The 18,335-nt window shown below is 64.4% G+C and carries 20 protein-coding genes; 15 read left to right on the top strand and 5 right to left on the bottom strand.

What is annotated here, in order from left to right:
• Positions 1–2: 2 nt before the first annotated feature.
• On the top strand, positions 3–1,349 hold the full coding sequence (locus GRX03_RS12145) for an RNase J family beta-CASP ribonuclease (protein ID WP_159764469.1): 1,347 nt from the start codon (positions 3–5) through the stop codon (positions 1,347–1,349).
• Between the two features lie 2 nt (positions 1,350–1,351).
• Positions 1,352–2,386: a geranylfarnesyl diphosphate synthase gene (gene idsA3 / locus GRX03_RS12140; protein WP_159764468.1), complete on the top strand. Its 1,035-nt coding sequence runs from the start codon at positions 1,352–1,354 to the stop codon at positions 2,384–2,386.
• A gap of 13 nt (positions 2,387–2,399) precedes the next feature.
• On the opposite strand, the gene GRX03_RS12135 is transcribed toward idsA3, so the two are convergent.
• Positions 2,400–2,636, bottom strand: coding sequence for a hypothetical protein (locus GRX03_RS12135; RefSeq protein WP_159764467.1), 237 nt, complete (start codon positions 2,634–2,636; stop codon positions 2,400–2,402).
• Between the two features lie 89 nt (positions 2,637–2,725).
• Here GRX03_RS12135 and GRX03_RS12130 point away from each other — a divergent pair, with 89 nt between their 5' ends.
• Genes GRX03_RS12130 through GRX03_RS12120 form a run of 3 tightly spaced genes read left to right on the top strand, consistent with a single transcriptional unit; the run spans position 2,726 to position 5,791 of the window.
• Positions 2,726–3,565: an ABC transporter permease subunit gene (locus GRX03_RS12130; protein WP_159764466.1), complete on the top strand. Its 840-nt coding sequence runs from the start codon at positions 2,726–2,728 to the stop codon at positions 3,563–3,565.
• A gap of 40 nt (positions 3,566–3,605) precedes the next feature.
• Positions 3,606–4,340, top strand: coding sequence for a phosphoglycolate phosphatase (locus tag GRX03_RS12125; RefSeq protein WP_159764465.1), 735 nt, complete (start codon positions 3,606–3,608; stop codon positions 4,338–4,340).
• A 26-nt stretch (positions 4,341–4,366) separates the two neighbouring features.
• Positions 4,367–5,791, top strand: coding sequence for a single-stranded-DNA-specific exonuclease RecJ (locus GRX03_RS12120; protein WP_233739933.1), 1,425 nt, complete (start codon positions 4,367–4,369; stop codon positions 5,789–5,791).
• 45 nt (positions 5,792–5,836) lie between these two features.
• On the opposite strand, the gene GRX03_RS12115 is transcribed toward GRX03_RS12120, so the two are convergent.
• Positions 5,837–6,655 carry an alpha/beta hydrolase gene (locus GRX03_RS12115; protein ID WP_159764463.1) on the bottom strand — a complete coding sequence of 273 codons (819 nt, stop codon included), beginning with the start codon at positions 6,653–6,655 and terminating at the stop codon, positions 5,837–5,839.
• A 174-nt stretch (positions 6,656–6,829) separates the two neighbouring features.
• On the opposite strand from GRX03_RS12115, the gene GRX03_RS12110 reads away from it, so the two are divergent.
• The gene (locus GRX03_RS12110) at positions 6,830–7,150 is read left to right on the top strand and encodes a DUF5783 family protein (protein WP_159764462.1); all 321 of its coding nucleotides are present in this window, start codon (positions 6,830–6,832) and stop codon (positions 7,148–7,150) included.
• A 57-nt stretch (positions 7,151–7,207) separates the two neighbouring features.
• A complete protein-coding gene (locus tag GRX03_RS12105) occupies positions 7,208–7,582 on the top strand; it encodes a NifU family protein (RefSeq protein ID WP_159764461.1) in 375 nt (124 codons plus the stop codon).
• A gap of 43 nt (positions 7,583–7,625) precedes the next feature.
• Here the strand turns inward: GRX03_RS12105 and GRX03_RS12100 are convergent, their stop codons facing one another.
• Complete coding sequence (locus GRX03_RS12100; protein ID WP_159764460.1) at positions 7,626–8,519, bottom strand: ketopantoate reductase family protein; 894 nt, start codon at positions 8,517–8,519, stop codon at positions 7,626–7,628.
• A 68-nt stretch (positions 8,520–8,587) separates the two neighbouring features.
• Positions 8,588–9,454: a M48 family metallopeptidase gene (locus GRX03_RS12095; protein ID WP_233739931.1), complete on the bottom strand. Its 867-nt coding sequence runs from the start codon at positions 9,452–9,454 to the stop codon at positions 8,588–8,590.
• A gap of 205 nt (positions 9,455–9,659) precedes the next feature.
• On the opposite strand from GRX03_RS12095, the gene GRX03_RS12090 reads away from it, so the two are divergent.
• The 8 genes from GRX03_RS12090 (at position 9,660) to GRX03_RS12055 (ending at position 17,413) form a co-directional block, all read left to right on the top strand.
• Positions 9,660–11,948, top strand: a complete 2,289-nt coding sequence (locus GRX03_RS12090; protein ID WP_159764459.1) for a PAS domain S-box protein — start codon at positions 9,660–9,662, stop codon at positions 11,946–11,948.
• Between the two features lie 68 nt (positions 11,949–12,016).
• Positions 12,017–12,790 (top strand): sulfurtransferase, encoded by a 774-nt coding sequence (locus GRX03_RS12085; protein WP_159764458.1) that lies wholly within the window; start codon positions 12,017–12,019, stop codon positions 12,788–12,790.
• A 63-nt stretch (positions 12,791–12,853) separates the two neighbouring features.
• A complete protein-coding gene (locus tag GRX03_RS12080; RefSeq protein WP_159764457.1) occupies positions 12,854–13,363 on the top strand; it encodes a hemerythrin domain-containing protein in 510 nt (169 codons plus the stop codon).
• Positions 13,364–13,563: 200 nt separating this feature from the next.
• A complete protein-coding gene (locus GRX03_RS12075) occupies positions 13,564–15,372 on the top strand; it encodes a multicopper oxidase family protein (RefSeq protein ID WP_159764456.1) in 1,809 nt (602 codons plus the stop codon).
• A 70-nt stretch (positions 15,373–15,442) separates the two neighbouring features.
• On the top strand, positions 15,443–15,820 hold the full coding sequence (locus GRX03_RS12070; protein ID WP_159764455.1) for a winged helix-turn-helix domain-containing protein: 378 nt from the start codon (positions 15,443–15,445) through the stop codon (positions 15,818–15,820).
• Positions 15,817–16,092: a DUF7521 family protein gene (locus GRX03_RS12065; RefSeq protein ID WP_159764454.1), complete on the top strand. Its 276-nt coding sequence runs from the start codon at positions 15,817–15,819 to the stop codon at positions 16,090–16,092. Before GRX03_RS12070 ends, GRX03_RS12065 begins: the two co-directional genes overlap by 4 nt.
• Positions 16,093–16,160: 68 nt before the next feature.
• On the top strand, positions 16,161–16,619 hold the full coding sequence (locus GRX03_RS12060; RefSeq protein WP_159764453.1) for a metal-dependent transcriptional regulator: 459 nt from the start codon (positions 16,161–16,163) through the stop codon (positions 16,617–16,619).
• A gap of 128 nt (positions 16,620–16,747) precedes the next feature.
• Positions 16,748–17,413: a helix-turn-helix domain-containing protein gene (locus GRX03_RS12055; protein ID WP_159764452.1), complete on the top strand. Its 666-nt coding sequence runs from the start codon at positions 16,748–16,750 to the stop codon at positions 17,411–17,413.
• Between the two features lie 7 nt (positions 17,414–17,420).
• Here GRX03_RS12055 and GRX03_RS12050 read toward each other — a convergent pair whose 3' ends face one another.
• Complete coding sequence (locus GRX03_RS12050) at positions 17,421–18,284, bottom strand: hypothetical protein (protein WP_159764451.1); 864 nt, start codon at positions 18,282–18,284, stop codon at positions 17,421–17,423.
• Positions 18,285–18,335 lie beyond the last annotated feature (51 nt).

Here is an 18,335-nt window from a genome sequence, read left to right as displayed (position 1 = left end):
CTATGGAAATCGAAATCGCAACGATTGGCGGATACGAAGAGGTCGGGCGACAGATGACGGCAGTGCGGGCGGGCGACGACGTCGTCGTCTTCGACATGGGCCTGAACCTCTCGAAGGTACTGATCCACGACAACGTGGAAACAGAGCGGATGCACTCGCTGGATCTGATCGACATGGGTGCGATCCCGGACGATCGGATCATGTCCGAGTTGGAAGGCGACGTGAAGGCCATCGTGCCGACACACGGCCACCTCGATCACATCGGTGCCATCTCGAAACTCGCGCACCGATACGACGCGCCGATTGTGGCGACGCCGTACACGATCGAGCTGGTCAAACAGCAGATTCAGGGCGAGGAGAAGTTCGGCGTCCAGAACGACCTCGTGAAGATGGAAGCCGGCGAGACGATGAGTATCGGCGAGCGAAACGAACTCGAGTTCGTCAACGTCACCCACTCGATCATCGACGCGATCAACCCCGTCCTGCACACGCCGGAGGGGGCAATCGTCTACGGGCTGGACAAACGGATGGACCACACGCCGGTCATCGGCGACCCCATCGACATGGAGCGGTTCCGCGAGATCGGTCGCGAGGACAACGGTGTCCTCTGTTACATCGAGGACTGTACGAACGCCGGCAAGAAGGGTCGCACGCCCTCGGAGTCGGTCGCGCGACGCCACCTCAAGGACGTGATGTACAGCATCGAGGACTACGACGGCGGAATCGTCGCCACGACGTTCTCCAGTCACATCGCGCGCGTGAAGTCGCTGGTCGAGTTCGCCGACGACATCGGTCGCCAGCCGGTGCTTCTGGGGCGGTCGATGGAGAAGTACTCCGGCACCGCCGAGCGACTGGACTTCGTCGACTTCCCGGAGGATCTGGGCATGTACGGCCACCGCAAGTCCGTCGACCGGACGTTCAAGCGAGTCATGAACGAGGGCAAGGAGAACTTCCTGCCCATCGTCACCGGCCACCAGGGTGAGCCGCGAGCGATGCTCACGCGGATGGGTCGCGGCGAGACGCCGTACGAACTGGACGACGGTGACAAAGTGCTGTTCTCCGCGCGCGTGATTCCGGAGCCGATGAACGAGGGCCAGCGCTACCAGTCAGAGCGACTGCTCGGCATGCAGGGCGCACGCATCTACGATGACATCCACGTCTCCGGACACCTGAACCGCGAAGGGCACTACGAGATGCTGCAGGCGCTGCAGCCACAGAACGTCATCCCGGCCCACCAGGACATGAGCGGCTTCTCGGACTACGTCAACCTCGCCGAGAACCAGGGCTACAAGATGGGTCGTGACCTGCACGTCACACGGAACGGGAACCTGATCACGCTGGTCGAGTGATCATGTCCCGTCAGCAGGCAGTCGAGGCCGCGCTCGAACGGCGACGACGACTCGTCAACGACGCAATCGAGGAGGATCTGCCCATCGACGAGCCACAGCGGCTCTACGAGGCGTCCCGGTATCTCCTCGAAGCCGGCGGGAAACGGCTTCGCCCGACGATCCTCCTGCTCGCCGCGGAGGCGCTCGCAGACGTCGAGCCGGAGTCCGAGGACTACCGGGCGTTTCCCGCCGCCGACGGCGGCGCGGTCGACGTGATGGCCGCCGCGGTGAGCATCGAGATCATCCAGTCGTTCACGCTGATCCACGACGACATCATGGACGACGACGACATGCGCCGTGGCGTCCCAGCGGTCCACCAGGAGTACGATCTCTCGACGGCGATTCTCGCCGGTGACACGCTGTACTCCAAGGCCTTCGAGAACATGCTCGAAACGGGCGCGTCGGCCGACCGCTCCGTGCGAGCGCTCTCGGAGTTGGCGACGACCTGCACGGAGATCTGTGAAGGGCAGTCGCTGGACATCGAGTTCGAGAAGCGGGCGGCCGTGACGCCGGACGAGTACCTCGGGATGGTGGAACTGAAGACGGCGGTGCTGTACGCCGCGGCGGCGAGTATCCCGGCGGTTCTCATGGGCTACGACGACGCCGTCGAACCGCTACACAGCTACGGACTCGACGTTGGCCGGGCGTTCCAGATCCAGGACGACCTGCTGGACCTGACGACGCCGACCGAGAAACTGGGCAAACAGCGAGGCAGCGACCTCGTCGAGGGTAAGCGGACGATCATCACCGTCCACGCCCGCGACCACGGCGTCGATGTCGACGACCTCGTCACTGCGGAGACGGTCGAGGACGTGACCGAGGCCGAAATCGACGAGGCGGTCGCAACACTGGAGGAGGTCGGCAGTATCGAGTACGCCCGCTCGACGGCTCAACGGCTGGTCGATAGCGGGAAATCACACCTCGAAACCCTGCCCGACAACGAAGCGCACGACCTGCTCGACGACATCGCGGACTATCTCATCGAGCGGGAGTACTGAGCGCGGGCGGTTGTCAGAACGGCGGTCCCGGCGTCCCGATTCCGACCGCACCGAGCAGCCAGAGAATCGCGAGAACGACCGCGACGACGACGACCAGTCGCCACGCCAGCGCGAACACGATCCGCAACACGACGAGAATCAGCAGTATCGTCACCAGCGCCGAGAGCAGGAGGCCGAGCGGACCGACGAACAGTGCGAGCACGTGAGTAGCTACCGCGGACACACCGAAGACCTTTGTGGCCGCTCGCATCCGGCGGTGCGGCAACTCCTCTACGCCGTTTCAGCGTGAGAAACGCGCCGACGCAGATATATTCGTTCGTTGAGAAGTATCGGACAGGAGTGAGTCTCTGGGCAGTCACGAAAAAGGAGTTTCTGGACACCCGGCGGTCGTACACGCTGGCAGCGACGACTGCACTGTTCGTCCTCTGGGCCGGGTTTCTCGCCGGGATTCAGTGGGTGCCGAATATATACCGCGACAGCGAACTCTCGACCAGCACGCTGGCGATGATGAACAGCATGCAGCAGTCGGCGGTGTACTTCGTCCCGTTGATCGGGCTGATGCTCGGGTACGCGGCCGTCGTCGACGACCGGGCGAGCGGGAGTTTCAAGCTCATGCTCGCGCTGCCACACAGCAGGCGGGATTTCGTCTTCGGGAAACTGTTGGGTCGGGTGGCTGTTCTGTGTGGCGCTGTCGCGGTCGGATACGGGACGGCCGCCGTGATCGCGGTCGTCGGCTACGACGCCTTCTCGCTCCGAATATTCGGGCTGTATACGCTGTTGACGCTCCTGTACGGAGCGGTCTACGTCAGTGTGGGGATCGGGCTGTCGGTGTTTCTCCGATCACGGACGGCCGCGCTGGCGGTGATGGTCGGGCTGTACGGCCTGTTTCTGCTGTTCTGGAACGTGTTCCTTCTCGTGTTACAACTGGCGACCGTCGGTTCGGAACTCCCGGAGGGCGGCCTGCCGAACTGGATCGAGTTCGTCGGCCTGTTGAACCCCGCAAACGCCTTCGGCTACGCCGCCAGGGGACTCATCCCCGAGTTCGCCGAGATAACGAGATACCCGGAGCCGGACGCCGTCTTTCTCCAGAACTGGCTCGGGATCGTCGTGCTCGTGGTCTGGGTGATCGTGCCCGTCACCGTCGGCTATCTCCGCTTCCGGCGACTCGATCTCGGCTGAGAGTCGATACCGAAAAGACCGCCGCCGAACAACGGGAGGTATGGATTTTCAGGAGACGCTAGAACTCGCCGCAGGGCTGCCCGAGACGCTCGGTCCGCTGGTCGCGGACATCGACGGGACGCTCACCGACGACCAGCGGGCGCTGGACCCGCGCGTCCTGCCGGTCCTGCGGGCCTGGCCGGAGGCGGTCGTCATCGCAACCGGGAAGGCGATGCCCTACCCCGTGGCGCTCGCGGAGTTTGCCGGTCTGGAGCCGAACGTCATCGCCGAAAACGGCGGCGTCGCGCTGGCGGGTTACGACCACCCGGTCCGGTTCACCGGCGATCCGGAGGCGGCGACGGCCGTCGTCGAGGAGTACCGCGATCGGGGGTACAGCCTCGGCTGGGGCGAGACTGACCTCGTCAATCGCTGGCGCGAGACCGAGATTGCGGTCAGCCGGGACTCGCCGCTGGACCCGCTGGAGAGTATCGCGGCCGAGCACGGGCTGGTCGTCGTCGACACCGGCTACGCCTACCACGTCAAGTCCCCCGACCAGAGCAAGGGGCGGGCACTCGAAGCAATCAGCGACGATCTCGGAGTGTCCCCGGAGGAGTGTCTGGCGGTCGGAGACTCGACGAACGACGTGTCGACGTTCGAGGTTGCCGGGCGAAGCGTCGCGGTCGGCAACGCCGACGAGGACGCGAAAGCGGCGGCTGACCGCGTCACGTCCGCCACGTTCGGTGACGGATTTCTGCGGGCCGTCGAGTGGTTCCTCGGCCGGGAGCCGGAAGCTTAAGAGCGATGCCGACCCAACCTCGGGTAATGCCGGTTCCGGAACTCGACGAGCGCGCACGGGCCTGTGCGAGTCGCCTGCTCGACAGCGACCGCGTGCTGTTGGCCTCACATATCGACGCCGACGGCCTGACCAGCGCCGCGATTGCCTCGCGGGCGCTCGAACGAGCCGGACTCGACCACGAAGTCGTGTTCAAAAAACAGTTGGACGAGACGGAGATTGCGAGTATCGCCGCCCGGGAGTTCGAGACGGTGCTCTTTACGGACTTCGGGAGCGGACAGTTGGACGACATCGCGAAACACGAGCGGGCCGGCGACTTCGAGGCGGTGATCGCGGATCACCACCAGCCCGCCGACGCCGAGACCGAGTATCACCTCAACCCCTTGCTGGAGGGGATCGACGGGGCCTCGGAGCTTTCCGGCGCCGGAGCGAGCTACCTCCTCGCGCGGGCGATGGCCGAGCGGTCCGGCCAGAGAGAGGACAACCGCGACCTGGCCGCGCTCGCGGTCGTCGGCGCGGTCGGAGACATGCAGGCGGTCGACGGCGAACTCGTCGGCGCGAACCGGGCGCTCGTCGAGGAGGGCTCCGAGGCGGGCGTCCTCGAAGAGGGACAGGATATCGCCATCTACGGCAAGCAGACGCGGCCGCTTCCGAAGTTGCTCGAATACGCGACCGACGTGCGGATTCCGGGGATCACCAACAACGAACAGGGCGCAGTCGGCTTCCTCGAAGAGCTACCGGTCGATCTCAAGACACCGGATGGCGACGGCGAGTGGCGGCGGTGGGTCGATCTGACCGACGACGAGAAACAGACCGTCGTCAGCGCCCTGTTACAGCGGGCGCTCGAACGCGGTGTCCCGCCGAACAAGGCCGAGCGGCTGGTCGGAACGACCTACACGCTGACCGACGAACGACCGGGGACGAGTCTGCGGGACGCGAGCGAGTTTTCGACGCTTCTGAACGCGACCGCCCGGTACGAACGCGCCGATGTCGGGCTGGCGGTCTGTCTCGGCGAGCGGGGCGAACCCTTCGAGCAGGCGCGGCGGTTGCTCGAAACCCACCGCAGGAATCTCTCGGAGGGGCTGGAGCAGGTCAAACGACAGGGCGTCGAGACGGCCGAGCACCTGCAGTATTTCGACGCCGGCGAGGAGATCCGCGAGACAATCGTCGGTATCGTCGCCGGGATGGCGCTCGGAGTGGACGGCGTCGATAGCGACCGTCCGATCGTCGCCTTCGCCCGGAAAAACGAGGAGGAACTGAAGGTGTCCGCCCGCGGCACGGGACCGCTGGTCGGACGGGGACTAGATCTCTCGGTCGTGATGAGCGAAGCCTCCCGAGCGGTCGGCGGTGACGGCGGCGGTCACGATATCGCTGCCGGGGCGACGATTCCAGACGACAGACGAGAGGCGTTCGTCGAGCGAGCAGACGAACTCGTCGCGTCGCAGATCGGGTGAGGCTTCGGGACCGAGGCCGCCGCAGACGACCGGATCGACGGATTACTAGCTGTTGTCGATCGCCTGCGCAATCTTCTGGCCGGTCAGCGAGTCACCGAGGTATTCGAGGTGGCCGCCGACGGAGCTCGTCACGTCGACATCCGCGTAGCCGGCGGGCCCGTCACAGCCAGCGCCCTCGGTGCCCAGCGCCGTGTCGCCGGAACCGCCGTACGCGCTCCCGACGACATCGTCGTTGAGCGAGTGGATGTTGCGGAACACGTTGGCGTTCTCGGCGATCCCCTCGGTCCAGATCCCGTCGCAGACGTTCGAGCCGTCCGCGGCCGCGCCGAGCGCGGCGATGGTCTCGATGTCGGAGCTGTCGCGGATCTTGGTCGGGATCCAGCAGACCGTCCGTCCCCCCAGCGAGTGGCCCGTCAGCCGAACGCTGCCGCCGCCGGAATCGTAGAACTCCTCGATCAGGTCCGCGGTGACCTCCGCGACCTCTTCGGTGTCGCCCTCGGACTCGAAGTAGTTGAGATTCGACGCCGGCCACTCGATTGCGACGGCGGCGTCGGGATTGTAACCCGCGTTCTCGACGGACGTGAGCACGTCGTTGGCCTGGCTCTCGACGGTCGAATTGCCGAACCAGCCGTGGATGAAGACGAACAACTCGTCGACGACCGGCAGCGAGCCGTCGGCGTACCAGCCGAAAAGGCTATCGTCGACTTCGATGATCTGGAGATCCGTCTGTGCAGCGGCGGCCGTCCCGGAGAACGCGGCCGCGCCGGTGCCGGCGAGCGCCGCCGCGCCGACCCCCTTCAGCAGTGTACGTCGGTTGATTGTCGTCGGTTCCCCTTCCCTCTGTGTCGAGTCAGCGTCTCTCATGAGACAGTAGGACAAGGGAGCATAAACGGCCTATATGTTGTTATGGCTATAGTTACGTATTTATAACAGCCCCGGCAAACCGCCCGACACAGGCCGGATAGGACCCGTTCGGCGTGCGGCCGCCACGGCGGGCGAAACAGCAAGGATTTGCCCGTCGGGGGCAAAGCCACGGTCATGGCCGAGTTCGATCCAGAGAAATTCGAGGACAAATACCAGCACTACTTTCCGGAGCTACAGCGGGCGTACAAGCAGGCCTTCGAGACGATGAACGACCAGTACGACTCCGAACTGATCCACGCCATCGATCAGCAGGTGCTCGCCGAGAGCGAGCCGTTCTACGAGGGGGACGGGGAGTTTCGGATCGATCTCCCCGAAGATATCGACGACCGACTCTCCGGCGTGATCGTCGACGACGAGAAACTGGCGGCGATCATGGACCGGTACGAGGACGAGATCGAGGCGGAACTGCGGTCGGTGTTCGGCTTCGGGGACTGAGCCGCGAACGTGTGAGACCCAAAGCCTAAGCCCACCCGAGACGTAGCCGGATGCACAATGAGCACTGAGACTGAGGATCAGGATCCCGAGGACGAACTCCGCGAGCGGATCACGAACTTCCTGCGGCGGAACTTCCCGCAGATCCAGATGCACGGCGGCAGCGCGGCGATTCAGGATCTCGACCGCGAGGAGGGTACGGTGTCGATCCAGCTCGGCGGCGCCTGTTCCGGCTGCGGCATCTCGCCGATGACGATCCAGGCCATCAAGACCCGGATGACGAAGGAGATCCCCGAGATCGAAGAGGTCCACGCCGACACCGGCATGGGCGGAAACGAAGGGATGGCCGGAGGTGCAGGCGGTATGGAGCCCTCCTTCCCCGGCGGCGGTACCGGCGACTCCGACAGCGACGAAGGCCCCGAGGCCCCGTTCTAACTCTGTCCGTTGGACGCTGTTTTCGGCCGTCGACAGCGACCGCTCACGACCGAAGGCCCCGCTCGTGTTCCCACGCCCTGATCAGCGCCGCCAGCGTCTCGTTGACCGGGACGGGCGTCTTCTCCGCGGTCTCCGCGACGTAGCCGTTGATCGCGTCGATCTCCGTCCGGGCGGCGGCGCGAACGTCTTGCTGCATGGAGGAGGTGTTCGCAGCGGTCGCCTCAGCGACCTCTCGGGTTCGCCGGACGGCGGCCTCCTCGGAGATGTCGACGCCGCGTTTACGGGCTACCCGTGCGGTTTCCCGGGCGGCTTCGGCGGCGACCGTGTCGGCGGGCCCGTCGAGCAACGCCCCGTTGGGGACGCGAGCGAGGGCGGTCGTGGCGTTGATGCCGGCGTTGACCGCCAGTTTCAGCCAGAGTTGCTCGGGCATCGCCGTCGAGTACTCCGTGACCAGTCCCGCGGCAGAGAAGGCCGCGACAACCTCCTCTGCGAGCGAAGACGGACCGCCGTCGGGGGTGCCGATCGTGATCTCGCCGATCCCGGTACATTCGACCGTTCCGGGGTCGCCGCGGCGTGCACCGTAGGTGCACGTCGCCGCGAGGACCGGAGCCTCGAGACCCGCGGCGAGCGTCTCCTCGTTGCCCAGCCCGTTCTGCAGAGAGAGCACGGCGTCGAGTGAACAGTCCGCGAGTGCCTCGGCGGCCGCGGGCGTATCGAAGCTTTTGACCGTCACGACGGCGAGATCCGCCGCCTCCGGGGGCGTCGTGGCTGCGGCGGGATACGTCGTGGCTTCGATTGCGCCGCTGATTCGGACGCCCCCCGCCTCGATCGCGGAGACGTGGGGGTCGCGGCCGACCAGGGTGACGCTGTGCTCCTCGGCGAGACGGCCGCCGACGAGCGTGCCGAGGCTGCCGGCGCCGAACACACAGATCTCCATCGGCTGTCTGTCCGGCGGCCAGCGCAAAAACGGCAGCGGCTGCGACAGAGCGCGGGGACCCGGCGACCTCAGTAGCCGACCGTCTGTGAACGGAGGCGCTCGATTCGCTTCTCCGTCGGCGGGTGCGTCGAGAAGATCTTCTGGAGCGTGCTCCCGCTGGAACCGAAGATACAGAGCGCGTTGACCGTCTCCTCGCCTTTCATCTCTCTGCCCTGTGCGCCGGAGCTAATCTTCTCCAGCGCCCGGGCCATGGCGTCGGGATTGCGGGTGTAGGTCGCGGCGTCTTCGTCGGCGACGTACTCCCGGTATCGGGAGATAGCCATCACGAAGATCATCACGATCATCTGAGCGATGGTGCCGACGAACATCGCGAAGATGTAGGTGCCGATGTTGCGCTCGCCGCCGAGGATCACCGCCCACTGGGCGATGATCCCGACCATCGAGGCGATCGACTGGCCGAGGACCATGATGACGACGTCGCGGTTTTTGATGTGCGAGAGTTCGTGGGCGATGACGCCTTCGAGTTCGTCGTGATCGAGCAGTTGAATGATCTCTTTCGAGATCACGACGGTTCCGGACCCTTTCCGGCCGACGGCGAAGGCGTTCGGAACGCCCATCTCGGCGACCATCAGGCGCGGCTTCTCGATATCCATCTCCCGGCAGAGCTGTTCTGTCGACTGGTGGATGCGGCTGTAATCGTATCTGCCCTGGCTCTGCTCGGGCATATCCTCCGCGCCGACGCTTCGGATCGCCATCCACTTCCCGAACTTATACTGGAAACCGACGAAGGCGAGGCTACCGACCAACAGGAGGGCGAGGACGGATGTTCCCGTTCCGAACATCGCCATTACTACTGCGGCGACAGCCGCGTAGAATCCGAAGAGGATGGACCCCGCGACCATCATCCGCAGTTTCAGTCCGTTGTGTCCTACCATCGTTCTGCTAGTTCGTGATGGACGGTAAAAAAGTGAGTGCTTACTGTCACTGCCCCGCACGGATCCGCCGGAAGGCTGAACTACCGGCCCGAGCAGCGAATCCGGACCGGCAGACCGTCCGACGGTTCGAAGCCGGCCGAATCCCACGACTTGGGGCACATCTTAAGTTTACACCAGCCATTTGTGGGGTATGGAGTTTTGAGAGATGAACGGAACAGGTGGTCAGATTGACGTACTCTACGTCGACGAACCAGACGCGACTCGACGGCTGTCGGACTCCCTCGAAGCGGCGGAGGAACGTATCACGGTCCGCAGCGAGCGCACCGTCGCTGACGGGTTGGCGGCACTTGCCGCAGAGCCGATCGACTGTATCATCGCGGAGTACGATCTCCCCGACCGGACAGGAATCGAGTTTCTCACGTCCGTCCGGGACGACCACGGCGACCTCCCGTTCGTGCTCTACACCGAGAACGGATCGGAACAGGTGGCCAGCGAGGCGATTTCTGCCGGCGTGACCGATTACCTCCGGAAGGAGCCGGGGACCGATCAGTCTGTGATGGTGGCGAACAAGATCAGAAACGCCGTCGAGGCCCAGCGGGCAGAGCGCGAACGGCGCCGACAGCTAGACGCAATCGAGAGCGCCCAGGAGGGCATCAGCATCCTCGACAGCGACGGTCAGTACATTTACGTCAACGAGGCGTACGCGGATCTCTACGGCTACACCCGGGAGGAGATGCACGGCGAACACTGGGAGTTGGTGTATCAGGACGAAGACGTCGCGGAGATCCGAGACAGTGTGCTCGAAACCGTCGAACGGCAGGGCTACTGGGAGGGAACGACGACCGGACTCCGGGCCGACGGAACTACCTTCGTCGAGGATCACGTCCTCGCGTTGACCGACAACGGGGAACTCGTCTGTACGGTCCGAGATATCACCGACCGGACCGAGCGGGAGCGGGAACTCGAACGGACACGGGACCTGCTGGACCAGACGGAGCGGATCGCGGACGTCGGCGGGTGGGAGATCGATACCGAGACGATGGAGGTGTTCTGGACGGATCACCTGTTCGAGATCATCGGCAGGGAAGGATCCGAAGAGCCGCCGCTGGAGGACGCGCTTGAGGTGTACTACGGTTCCGACAAGCAAGTCGTCGAAGAGGCCGTCAACCGAGCGCTCGAGACCGGCGAGCCCTTCGATGTCGAGGTCCGGTTCGAGCGCTCGGACGGAGAGCTTCGCTGGTTGCACGTACAGGGGACCCCGACAGTCGAGGACGGCGAGGTGACGACGCTCCGCGGGGCCGTCAAGGACGTGACCGAGCGGAAGGCCCGGGAGGAAGTCCTCCGGGAGATGTACGAGATCATCTCCGACCGCGAACAGACCTTCGAGGAGCAGGTCAGATCGCTGCTCGATTTAGGTCGTCGGGAGCTCGGAACGCAGTACGGCACGCTCTCACAGATCCACGGCGACGAGTATCTGTTCGAGATTGTCGCCGGCGAGGACGACCGGATCCACCAGGGCGATCAGGTCCCGCTGGAGGCCACCAACTGCGAGCGCGTCGCCGAGACGGAGGAGACGGTCGTCCTCGGTGACGTGGCCGAGGATGCGCCGGAGGAGACCGAACGCGCCGGCTATCAGGAAATGGGGATCTGCTCGTACATCGGTGCGCCCGTCCACGTCAACGACGAGGTCTACGGCACCTTCTGTTTCTACGACACCGAGACACGGACGCAGGAGTTCTCGGAGTGGGAGCAGACGCTCGTCGATCTGATGAGCCGGTGGGCGAGCCACGAACTCGAACGCTCGAAGACGACCGAGCAGTTGGAGGCGAAAAACGAGCAGCTAGAGCAGTTCGCGTCGATTGTCTCCCACGACCTCCGCAATCCGCTGAACGTCGCGTCGCTCCGCCTGGAGTTGGCGATGGACGAGTGCGACAGCGACCACCTCCGCGAGGTCGAACAGGCCCACGGACGAATGAAGCAGTTGATCGAGGACCTGCTGGATCTCGCGCTCGAAGGCGAAACGGTCGACGAGACGATCCCGGTCACGCTCGAATCCCTCGTCGATCACTGTCGGCAACACGTCGACACGCGCGGGGGGAGGCTGACGGTACTCGAAGACCGGACACTCGAAGCCGACGAAAGCCGACTCCAGCAGCTATTCGAGAACCTGGTCCGAAACAGCGTCGAACACGGCACTCCGAACGGTCGGTCGGGTGCCGGAGCCACCGCAGGGGGCGAGACTGAGGGCGTGTCGATCACCGTCGGACCGCTTGCGGACGGCTTCTACGTCGAGGACGACGGGCCCGGAATCGACCCCGAGGATCGCGAGAACATCTTCGAACCGGGGTTCTCGACGAGCGACGACGGCACCGGCTTCGGTCTGAGTATCGTCGAGCAGGTCGCCACCGCACACGGCTGGGAGGTCGCCGTGACGGAGAGTTCGACCGGCGGCGCCCGGTTCGAGATTACCGGCGTCGAGTTCGTCGAGGACTGAGGCGGCCGTCGAGCGGAGCCGGAAATGTTCGTGAGAGAACCTTTGGCGCCGGATCGGGAAGGGCCGATATGGCCGGACGAGTCGTCTCGACGGAGTGGCTCGAAGCGAACAGAACTGCCGTCTCGGTCGTCGACGTTCGCCGCGAGTGGGAGTACGACGAGAAACACGTTCCGGGAGCGGTAAACGTCCCCTACGAGTCGTTTCGGGACCCGGGCGAGCAGACACCTGGGAAGCTCCCGACAGCGAAGGCGTTCGGGGACCTGCTCGGCAGCGCCGGAATCGAGTCCGACGATGTAATCGTCGCCTACGACGGGACATTCGGAACCTACGCCTCGCGGTTTCTGCTCACCGCCGAGGTGTTCGGACACGACCCCGACCGCTTGCACCTCCTGCACACCGATATCGACGGCTGGGAGCGAGAACACGCCACAGCGGCGGAGCCACCCGACATCACGCCGAGGAGCTACGACTGTGAGCGGGCGGCAGACAGCCCGTTGCTCGCGGCGGAGGAACTCGAAGACGCACTCGATAGTGCCGTGATCGTCGACACTCGTGACGACATCGAGTACGACACTGTCCACATTCCGGGCGCGATCAATTTCCAGTGGCGCTCGCTCGTCGACGAAGCGGACCGGGCGCTGCTCCCTGCTGACGAACTCCGGAGCGTCCTCACAGCCGAGGGGATCCCGCTGGATCGACCGGTTCGGCTGTACTGTAACACCGCACGTCGGCTCAGTTTCCTCTACGTCGTGTTGCGCCATCTCGGTCACGACGATGTCGCGTTTTACGAGGGTGGAATCGACAACTGGGCGGACTACGGCGGCCCGGTCGAGACGACCTGACCGCCGTGCCGAAAATGTTCGACACGCGACCTATTGTGGTTCGGGACTACTGTTACGATGCGTATGAGTTCGGTCGAACAGCGAGTTATCGAGCAGTTCCAGGAGGAGCACCGCCAGACCAGGGACAAGTGTCTCGAACTCTCGGACGCGATCGAAGAGGGGGACCTCGACCGCGCAGAGACGCTCGTCGAGGAGATCAACGAGGCCGCCGGACCGCACTTCCAGTACGAAGAGGATGCGCTGTACCCCGCGCTGATTCCGTTCTTCGGCGAGGAGAAGGTGAAGGAACTCGTCGCCGAACACGACGAGGCAATCGAGGCTGCGGAGACGCTCGCGGAGTTGACGAGTCAGGAGTCGCTGACGGAGGAGGAGCGCCAAGAGGCACTGCGTGCGCTCCCGAACATCATGGTCCACGTGAGCGACTGTGACGGCCTCACCGTCTATCTCGAGAAGGCCGACGAGGAGGTCTTCGAGGAGATCGAACAGAGCATGGAGGAGGCCAACAGCCGGGGGCTGACACTGACCGAGTACGACGAGACGGCACGTCCGTCCCCAGAGGAGATTGTCGCCTGACGTCTGCCGAGTCGACCCAGCCTCTCCGGGGGATGCTGAGAACGAGCGGTATCGACGGCGTGCCTGGTTTTTCGATACTGGCCCAGTAAGCTAAGTATCAAATCGTCTTATATCCTCTCCCGAACACGTTCAGCGAACCTCCCAGGAAATGGGACGGCGCGACTCCCTCATATCACGGGGATTCTTACGACCACGTCGGAATGAACGACAAGAACACCACCCCGGTACGCCCGCTCTCACGGCGAAAACTCCTCCTCGCTGCCGGAGCGACGGGTACGATGGCGCTCGCGGGCTGTGCGGGTCGTACCGACGACCAGACCGGGAGCCCGGATGAAGACGACTCGAACCCCGGCGACGAGCAACCGCGGGGACACCGTTCGCCGGCCCTCGAACGGTGGGTGGACGAGGTGCCGCGCCCCGCGACGCAGGAGCCGACCGGGACGAAGGACGGGCAGCCGTACTACGAAATCGAGATGCGGGAGAGCCAGCAGAAGCTACACCGCGACTTGCCCGAGACGACTGTCTGGGGATACGAGGGGTCGTTCCCCGGGCCGACAATCGAGGCCGAGCAGGGCGAACCGATCTACGTCAGGTGGACGAACAACCTCCCCGACGAACACCTCTTTCCGGTCGATACGACGGTACACGGCGATATCATTCCCTACGATATCGAGGGAGTCCGGACGGTCACACACCTCCACGGCGGCAACGTCGAAGCCGCCAGCGACGGGAAGGCGCGCGGGTGGTTCACCAGAGATTTCGCCGAGACCGGGCCGGACTTCGAGAAGAAAGACTACTACTACGCCAACGACCAGCCCCCGGCGACGCTGTGGTATCACGATCACGCGCTCGGGATCACCCGGCTAAACGTCTATGCCGGGCTTTCGGGATTTTATCTACTGCGCAACGACCACGAACGAAGTCTCGGGTTACCGGACGGCGAATACGAGATTCCGCTGGTGTTGCAGGACCGAAAGTTCACCGATGACGGTGCGATGTACTACCCGGACGGCCCCGTCGAGAGCGAAAGCCCCGATCCGAGCATCGTCCCGCAGTTCTACGGCGATGTCTCGACGGTCAACGGGAAAGCGTGGCCGCGCCTCTCGGTCGAGCCGCGACTGTATCGGTTTCGGTTGCTCAACGGGGCGAACAGTCGCTACTACCGCCTCGCGCTGCTCGAATACGACGAGCAGTCGGGCGAGACGGGAGCGGCCGGGCCGGAGTTTGTCCAGATCGGAACGGACGGCGGACTCCTCCCGTCGCCGGTCGAACTGGACGGTCGCCTCGAACTCGGTTCCGCCCAGCGAGCGGACGTACTCGTCGATTTCAGCGAGTACGCGGGAGAGACGCTGTTAGTACACAACGATGCGCCGGCGATGTACCGCGGCCAGAGCAGGGCAGAGGCGGACGATGTCGAACCGTTGCCGGAGATCATGCTGATCGACGTCGAAGAGGGCGAACAGACCGAGACGAACGTCCCCGAAACGCTGACCCGGGTGCCGGAGTTGTCGCTCGAAGCGGTCGACACCGAGCGGTATCTCCCGCTACTACGGAGCAGCGACGAGTACGGGCGGCCGCTGTTTCTACTCGGCTCGGAGGGGAACCAGTCCGGGCACAGACTCACCGATCCCGCGACGGAAACGCCGACCGTCGGTGACACCGAACTCTGGAGTATTCCGAACCTGACCGGGATGTCCCACCCGATCCATCTCCACCTCGTTCACTTTCAGGTGCTGGGCCGGCAGTCGGTCGGCTACGATCCCGGCGACGAGATCGATCCCGACTCGCTCAGGCCGCCGAAACAGTTCGAGCGAGGGTGGAGCGACGTAGTCTCCGTCGATCCCGGAGAGGTTGTCCACATTCTCGTCCACTTCGGGGAGTACGAGGGACTGTTCACCGACCAGACCGGCGAGTACATGTGGCACTGTCACATGATCGAACACGAGGATCACGACATGATGCGGCCGCTCGACGTGCGATCGACCTCCGAGGAGGGAAGCGACGACTGAGTCGAATCCGGGGGGCGTCCCGGACAGCCAAACCGGACGACATATGTCGCCAAGCGATCACACACGAACAATGGAGGACGGCCGCAGATCCGAGGACGAACCACCGGCGCTGCAGGACGTGCTGGACGCACTCGACGATCCGGACTGTCGCTCCATTCTCCGGGAGGCAATCGAACCCATGACCGCAACCGAACTCATCGACGCCTGCGAGATTCCGAAGTCGACGCTGTACCGGAAACTGGACCTGCTCAGGACCGCCTCGCTCCTGCGCGAGCGCGAGACGGTCAACGCCGACGGCGGGCGAGTGACACACTACGAGTGTTCCTTCGAGAACGTGACCGTCAGCATCGACGAGACTGGCGAGTTCTCGATACAGGTCGAGCGGCCGGAACAGACGAGCGACGAACGACTCGCGGATATCTGGTCGATGATGGGGGAAGAGTTATGAACGAGATCGCGATGGCAATCGCCGTCGTCAAATCGATCACGCTCGTCCTCGGGGGCGGGATCACCTACATCGCGGTGAAGGCGTACCGACGGACCGGCGAGAAGTCGCTGCGAGCGCTGAGCATCGGGTTCGGTATCATCACGCTCGGGGCCGCGATCTCCGGCATCGCCAACCAGCTCTTCTCGGTCTCTCTGGAGATCGGCGTGTTCGTCAACAGTATCTTCGTCGCGTGCGGACTCGCCGTGATCCTCTACTCCCTGTACATCCAGTGAGAGGGTGGGCGGGTCGTCCGAACGGGTTCGGGACCATACTTTGGACGATCCGTGACCGAGAGACGAGCATGTCAACGGAGTCTCCGACCCCGGCGGCCGACTCGCCGCCGAGGCCGCCGGCGGTGGGACAGGCGATGGCGCGGTATCTGTTTGCCATCTCCCGTAACGGCGACGGAGCGGACCGGGTCACGACGGGTGATATACAGAGCGCAGTCGGTGTCACACCGGCGAGCGTGACGGAGATGCTCGGGAAGTTAGACGAAGCAGGGCTTGCCGACTACGAGAAGTACGACGGCGTCGTGCTCACCGACGCCGGCGAAGAGGTCGCCGCGCGGACGACACGGCGCTTCTGCGCAGTCACGACCTTCTTCGAGTCGGTGCTAGACGCCGACCTCGACAGGGAGGTCGCCTTCGAGATCGGCTATCTCCTCCCCGAAGACAGCGTTACCCGACTCCGAGCGATCAACTCTGCGGCGTGTCCGGAGTACTGCCCCGAACGCGGCCACCCGGACGGCTCCCCGGTCTAACTTGCTCCCGACGAGGTATAAAAATCATATAAACCACCCCCGAATACCTGCCCGGCAAGATACTTTTAGGTATGCCTAAGACAATGGTGTGAGACCGCGGCCGACGGCCGCTCACGGAGACTCAGACCATGCCATACGCGAAACTCTCGATCACGGTCCCGGAGGATGTCTGGCTCAGCGAACTATCTCAGGAGTTCCCGGCGGTGCGGTTTCGAGTGCTCGCGGCGACGGCCAACGACGAGACAGGTGTCGCCCGCCTCGAACTGAGCGGGCCGAACGTCGGCGCCGTCTGCGAGCAGATGGAGTCGTACGATGCGGTGACGAACATGATCGTCTCGGCCCGGGAGTCGGAGCGACGCCGACTCCAGGTCGAGACGACGGTGCCGGTGTTGATGAACGCGGTCCAGACCGCCGGCGTTCCACTCGATCTGCCGGTCGAGATCGAAGATGGAGTCTTCGAACTCGAAACGACCGTTCCCCAGGAGAAACTCTCACGGCTGGGCGAGACGCTCGATTCGCTGGGGATCAGCTATACCGTCGAGCGGATTCAACAGGAGACCGAATCGGAGGAGCCGCTGTTGACCGACCGGCAGGAGTGGCTGTTGCGGGAGGCGATCGAGCGGGGATACTACGACACCCCCCGACGGATCACGCTCGTCGAACTGGCCGAGCAGGCCGGGATCGCCAAATCGACCTGTAGCGAAATTCTCCACCGGGCGGAGGGCCAGGTCCTCAAGGAGTTTCTCGAAGACGAGCGCCAGGGCCGGTCCGAAGTGTCCATTACGGCGGACTGACCGGCCCTCACGACCTGACCGCGAGCGCACCTGAGGGAAACTGTGCGATCTCTGTGGATCCGGCCGCGTTCGGATCGAAGGCAGTGACCGCGAAAGCTTGCCAGAGGATTCGTTCGGGATAGGGCCGGGCAGCGATATCGATCCCGAACGCCGAGGCGAGCCGATCGTAATCGAGTTCTCCCCAGGCCGTCGGCACCTCGACCGGGGACGGGACCGTTTCGAGGTCGATCCCGAAGGAGGGAAACAGACAGTACTCCCCGTTCGGGTGGTACAGCGTCCGCCGGCCGGGAAACCGGACCACCAGCTCCGGACGCGTCGAGAGAGTCGCCCCGCCCGTCGTCTCGACAGACCGGCGAGAGAGCGGGATGCGCTCGCAGGTGCCTGCCGAGATTGTCCGGCTACTCCCCTCGACGGTCAATTCGACCGCGTCCGGGGTCACCCGGACGAGTTCGATATCCGGCTGCGAGTACGCCGCAACGAGCGCCGTCTTCGAGTCACCGACGATTGTCCCGTCGACGACGAGTTCGGAGCCGTCCGGACAGGACTGGACGAGTGTCGGCCCGTGGTTGAACTCGGCCCGGAGCGGAGCGAGTTCGTGCGTCGTCGCACAGACGCCCGTCCACTCGCGGACCGGAGGAACGACATCGGGAAGCCGGCGGCGCCAGTAGAAGACCCGCTGTTCGTCGTCCGTCTCGTAGGGAATCGAGTCGGGAAAGAACTGCTCGCCCAGACAGGTCGGTTCCAGATCCGGATGTTCGAGTTTGCACTCGACGTACGGCCCCGTCCAGGTCAGCGGCGACGCGAATCGCTCGGCCGGAGCGAGCCCCCACTCCACGGTCGCCTCGCTCGTGTTGGCACCCCGGTTGCTCATACGCGCTGTTTCGACCTCCGAGGGATGGACCTACTGGCGAATATCTTCGAC

The organism is Halovenus carboxidivorans (assembly GCF_009831575.1).
GTDB classification, from domain to species: Archaea; Halobacteriota; Halobacteria; order Halobacteriales; family Haloarculaceae; genus Halovenus; species Halovenus carboxidivorans.
This window is presented reverse-complemented; position numbering and strand designations above follow the sequence as displayed.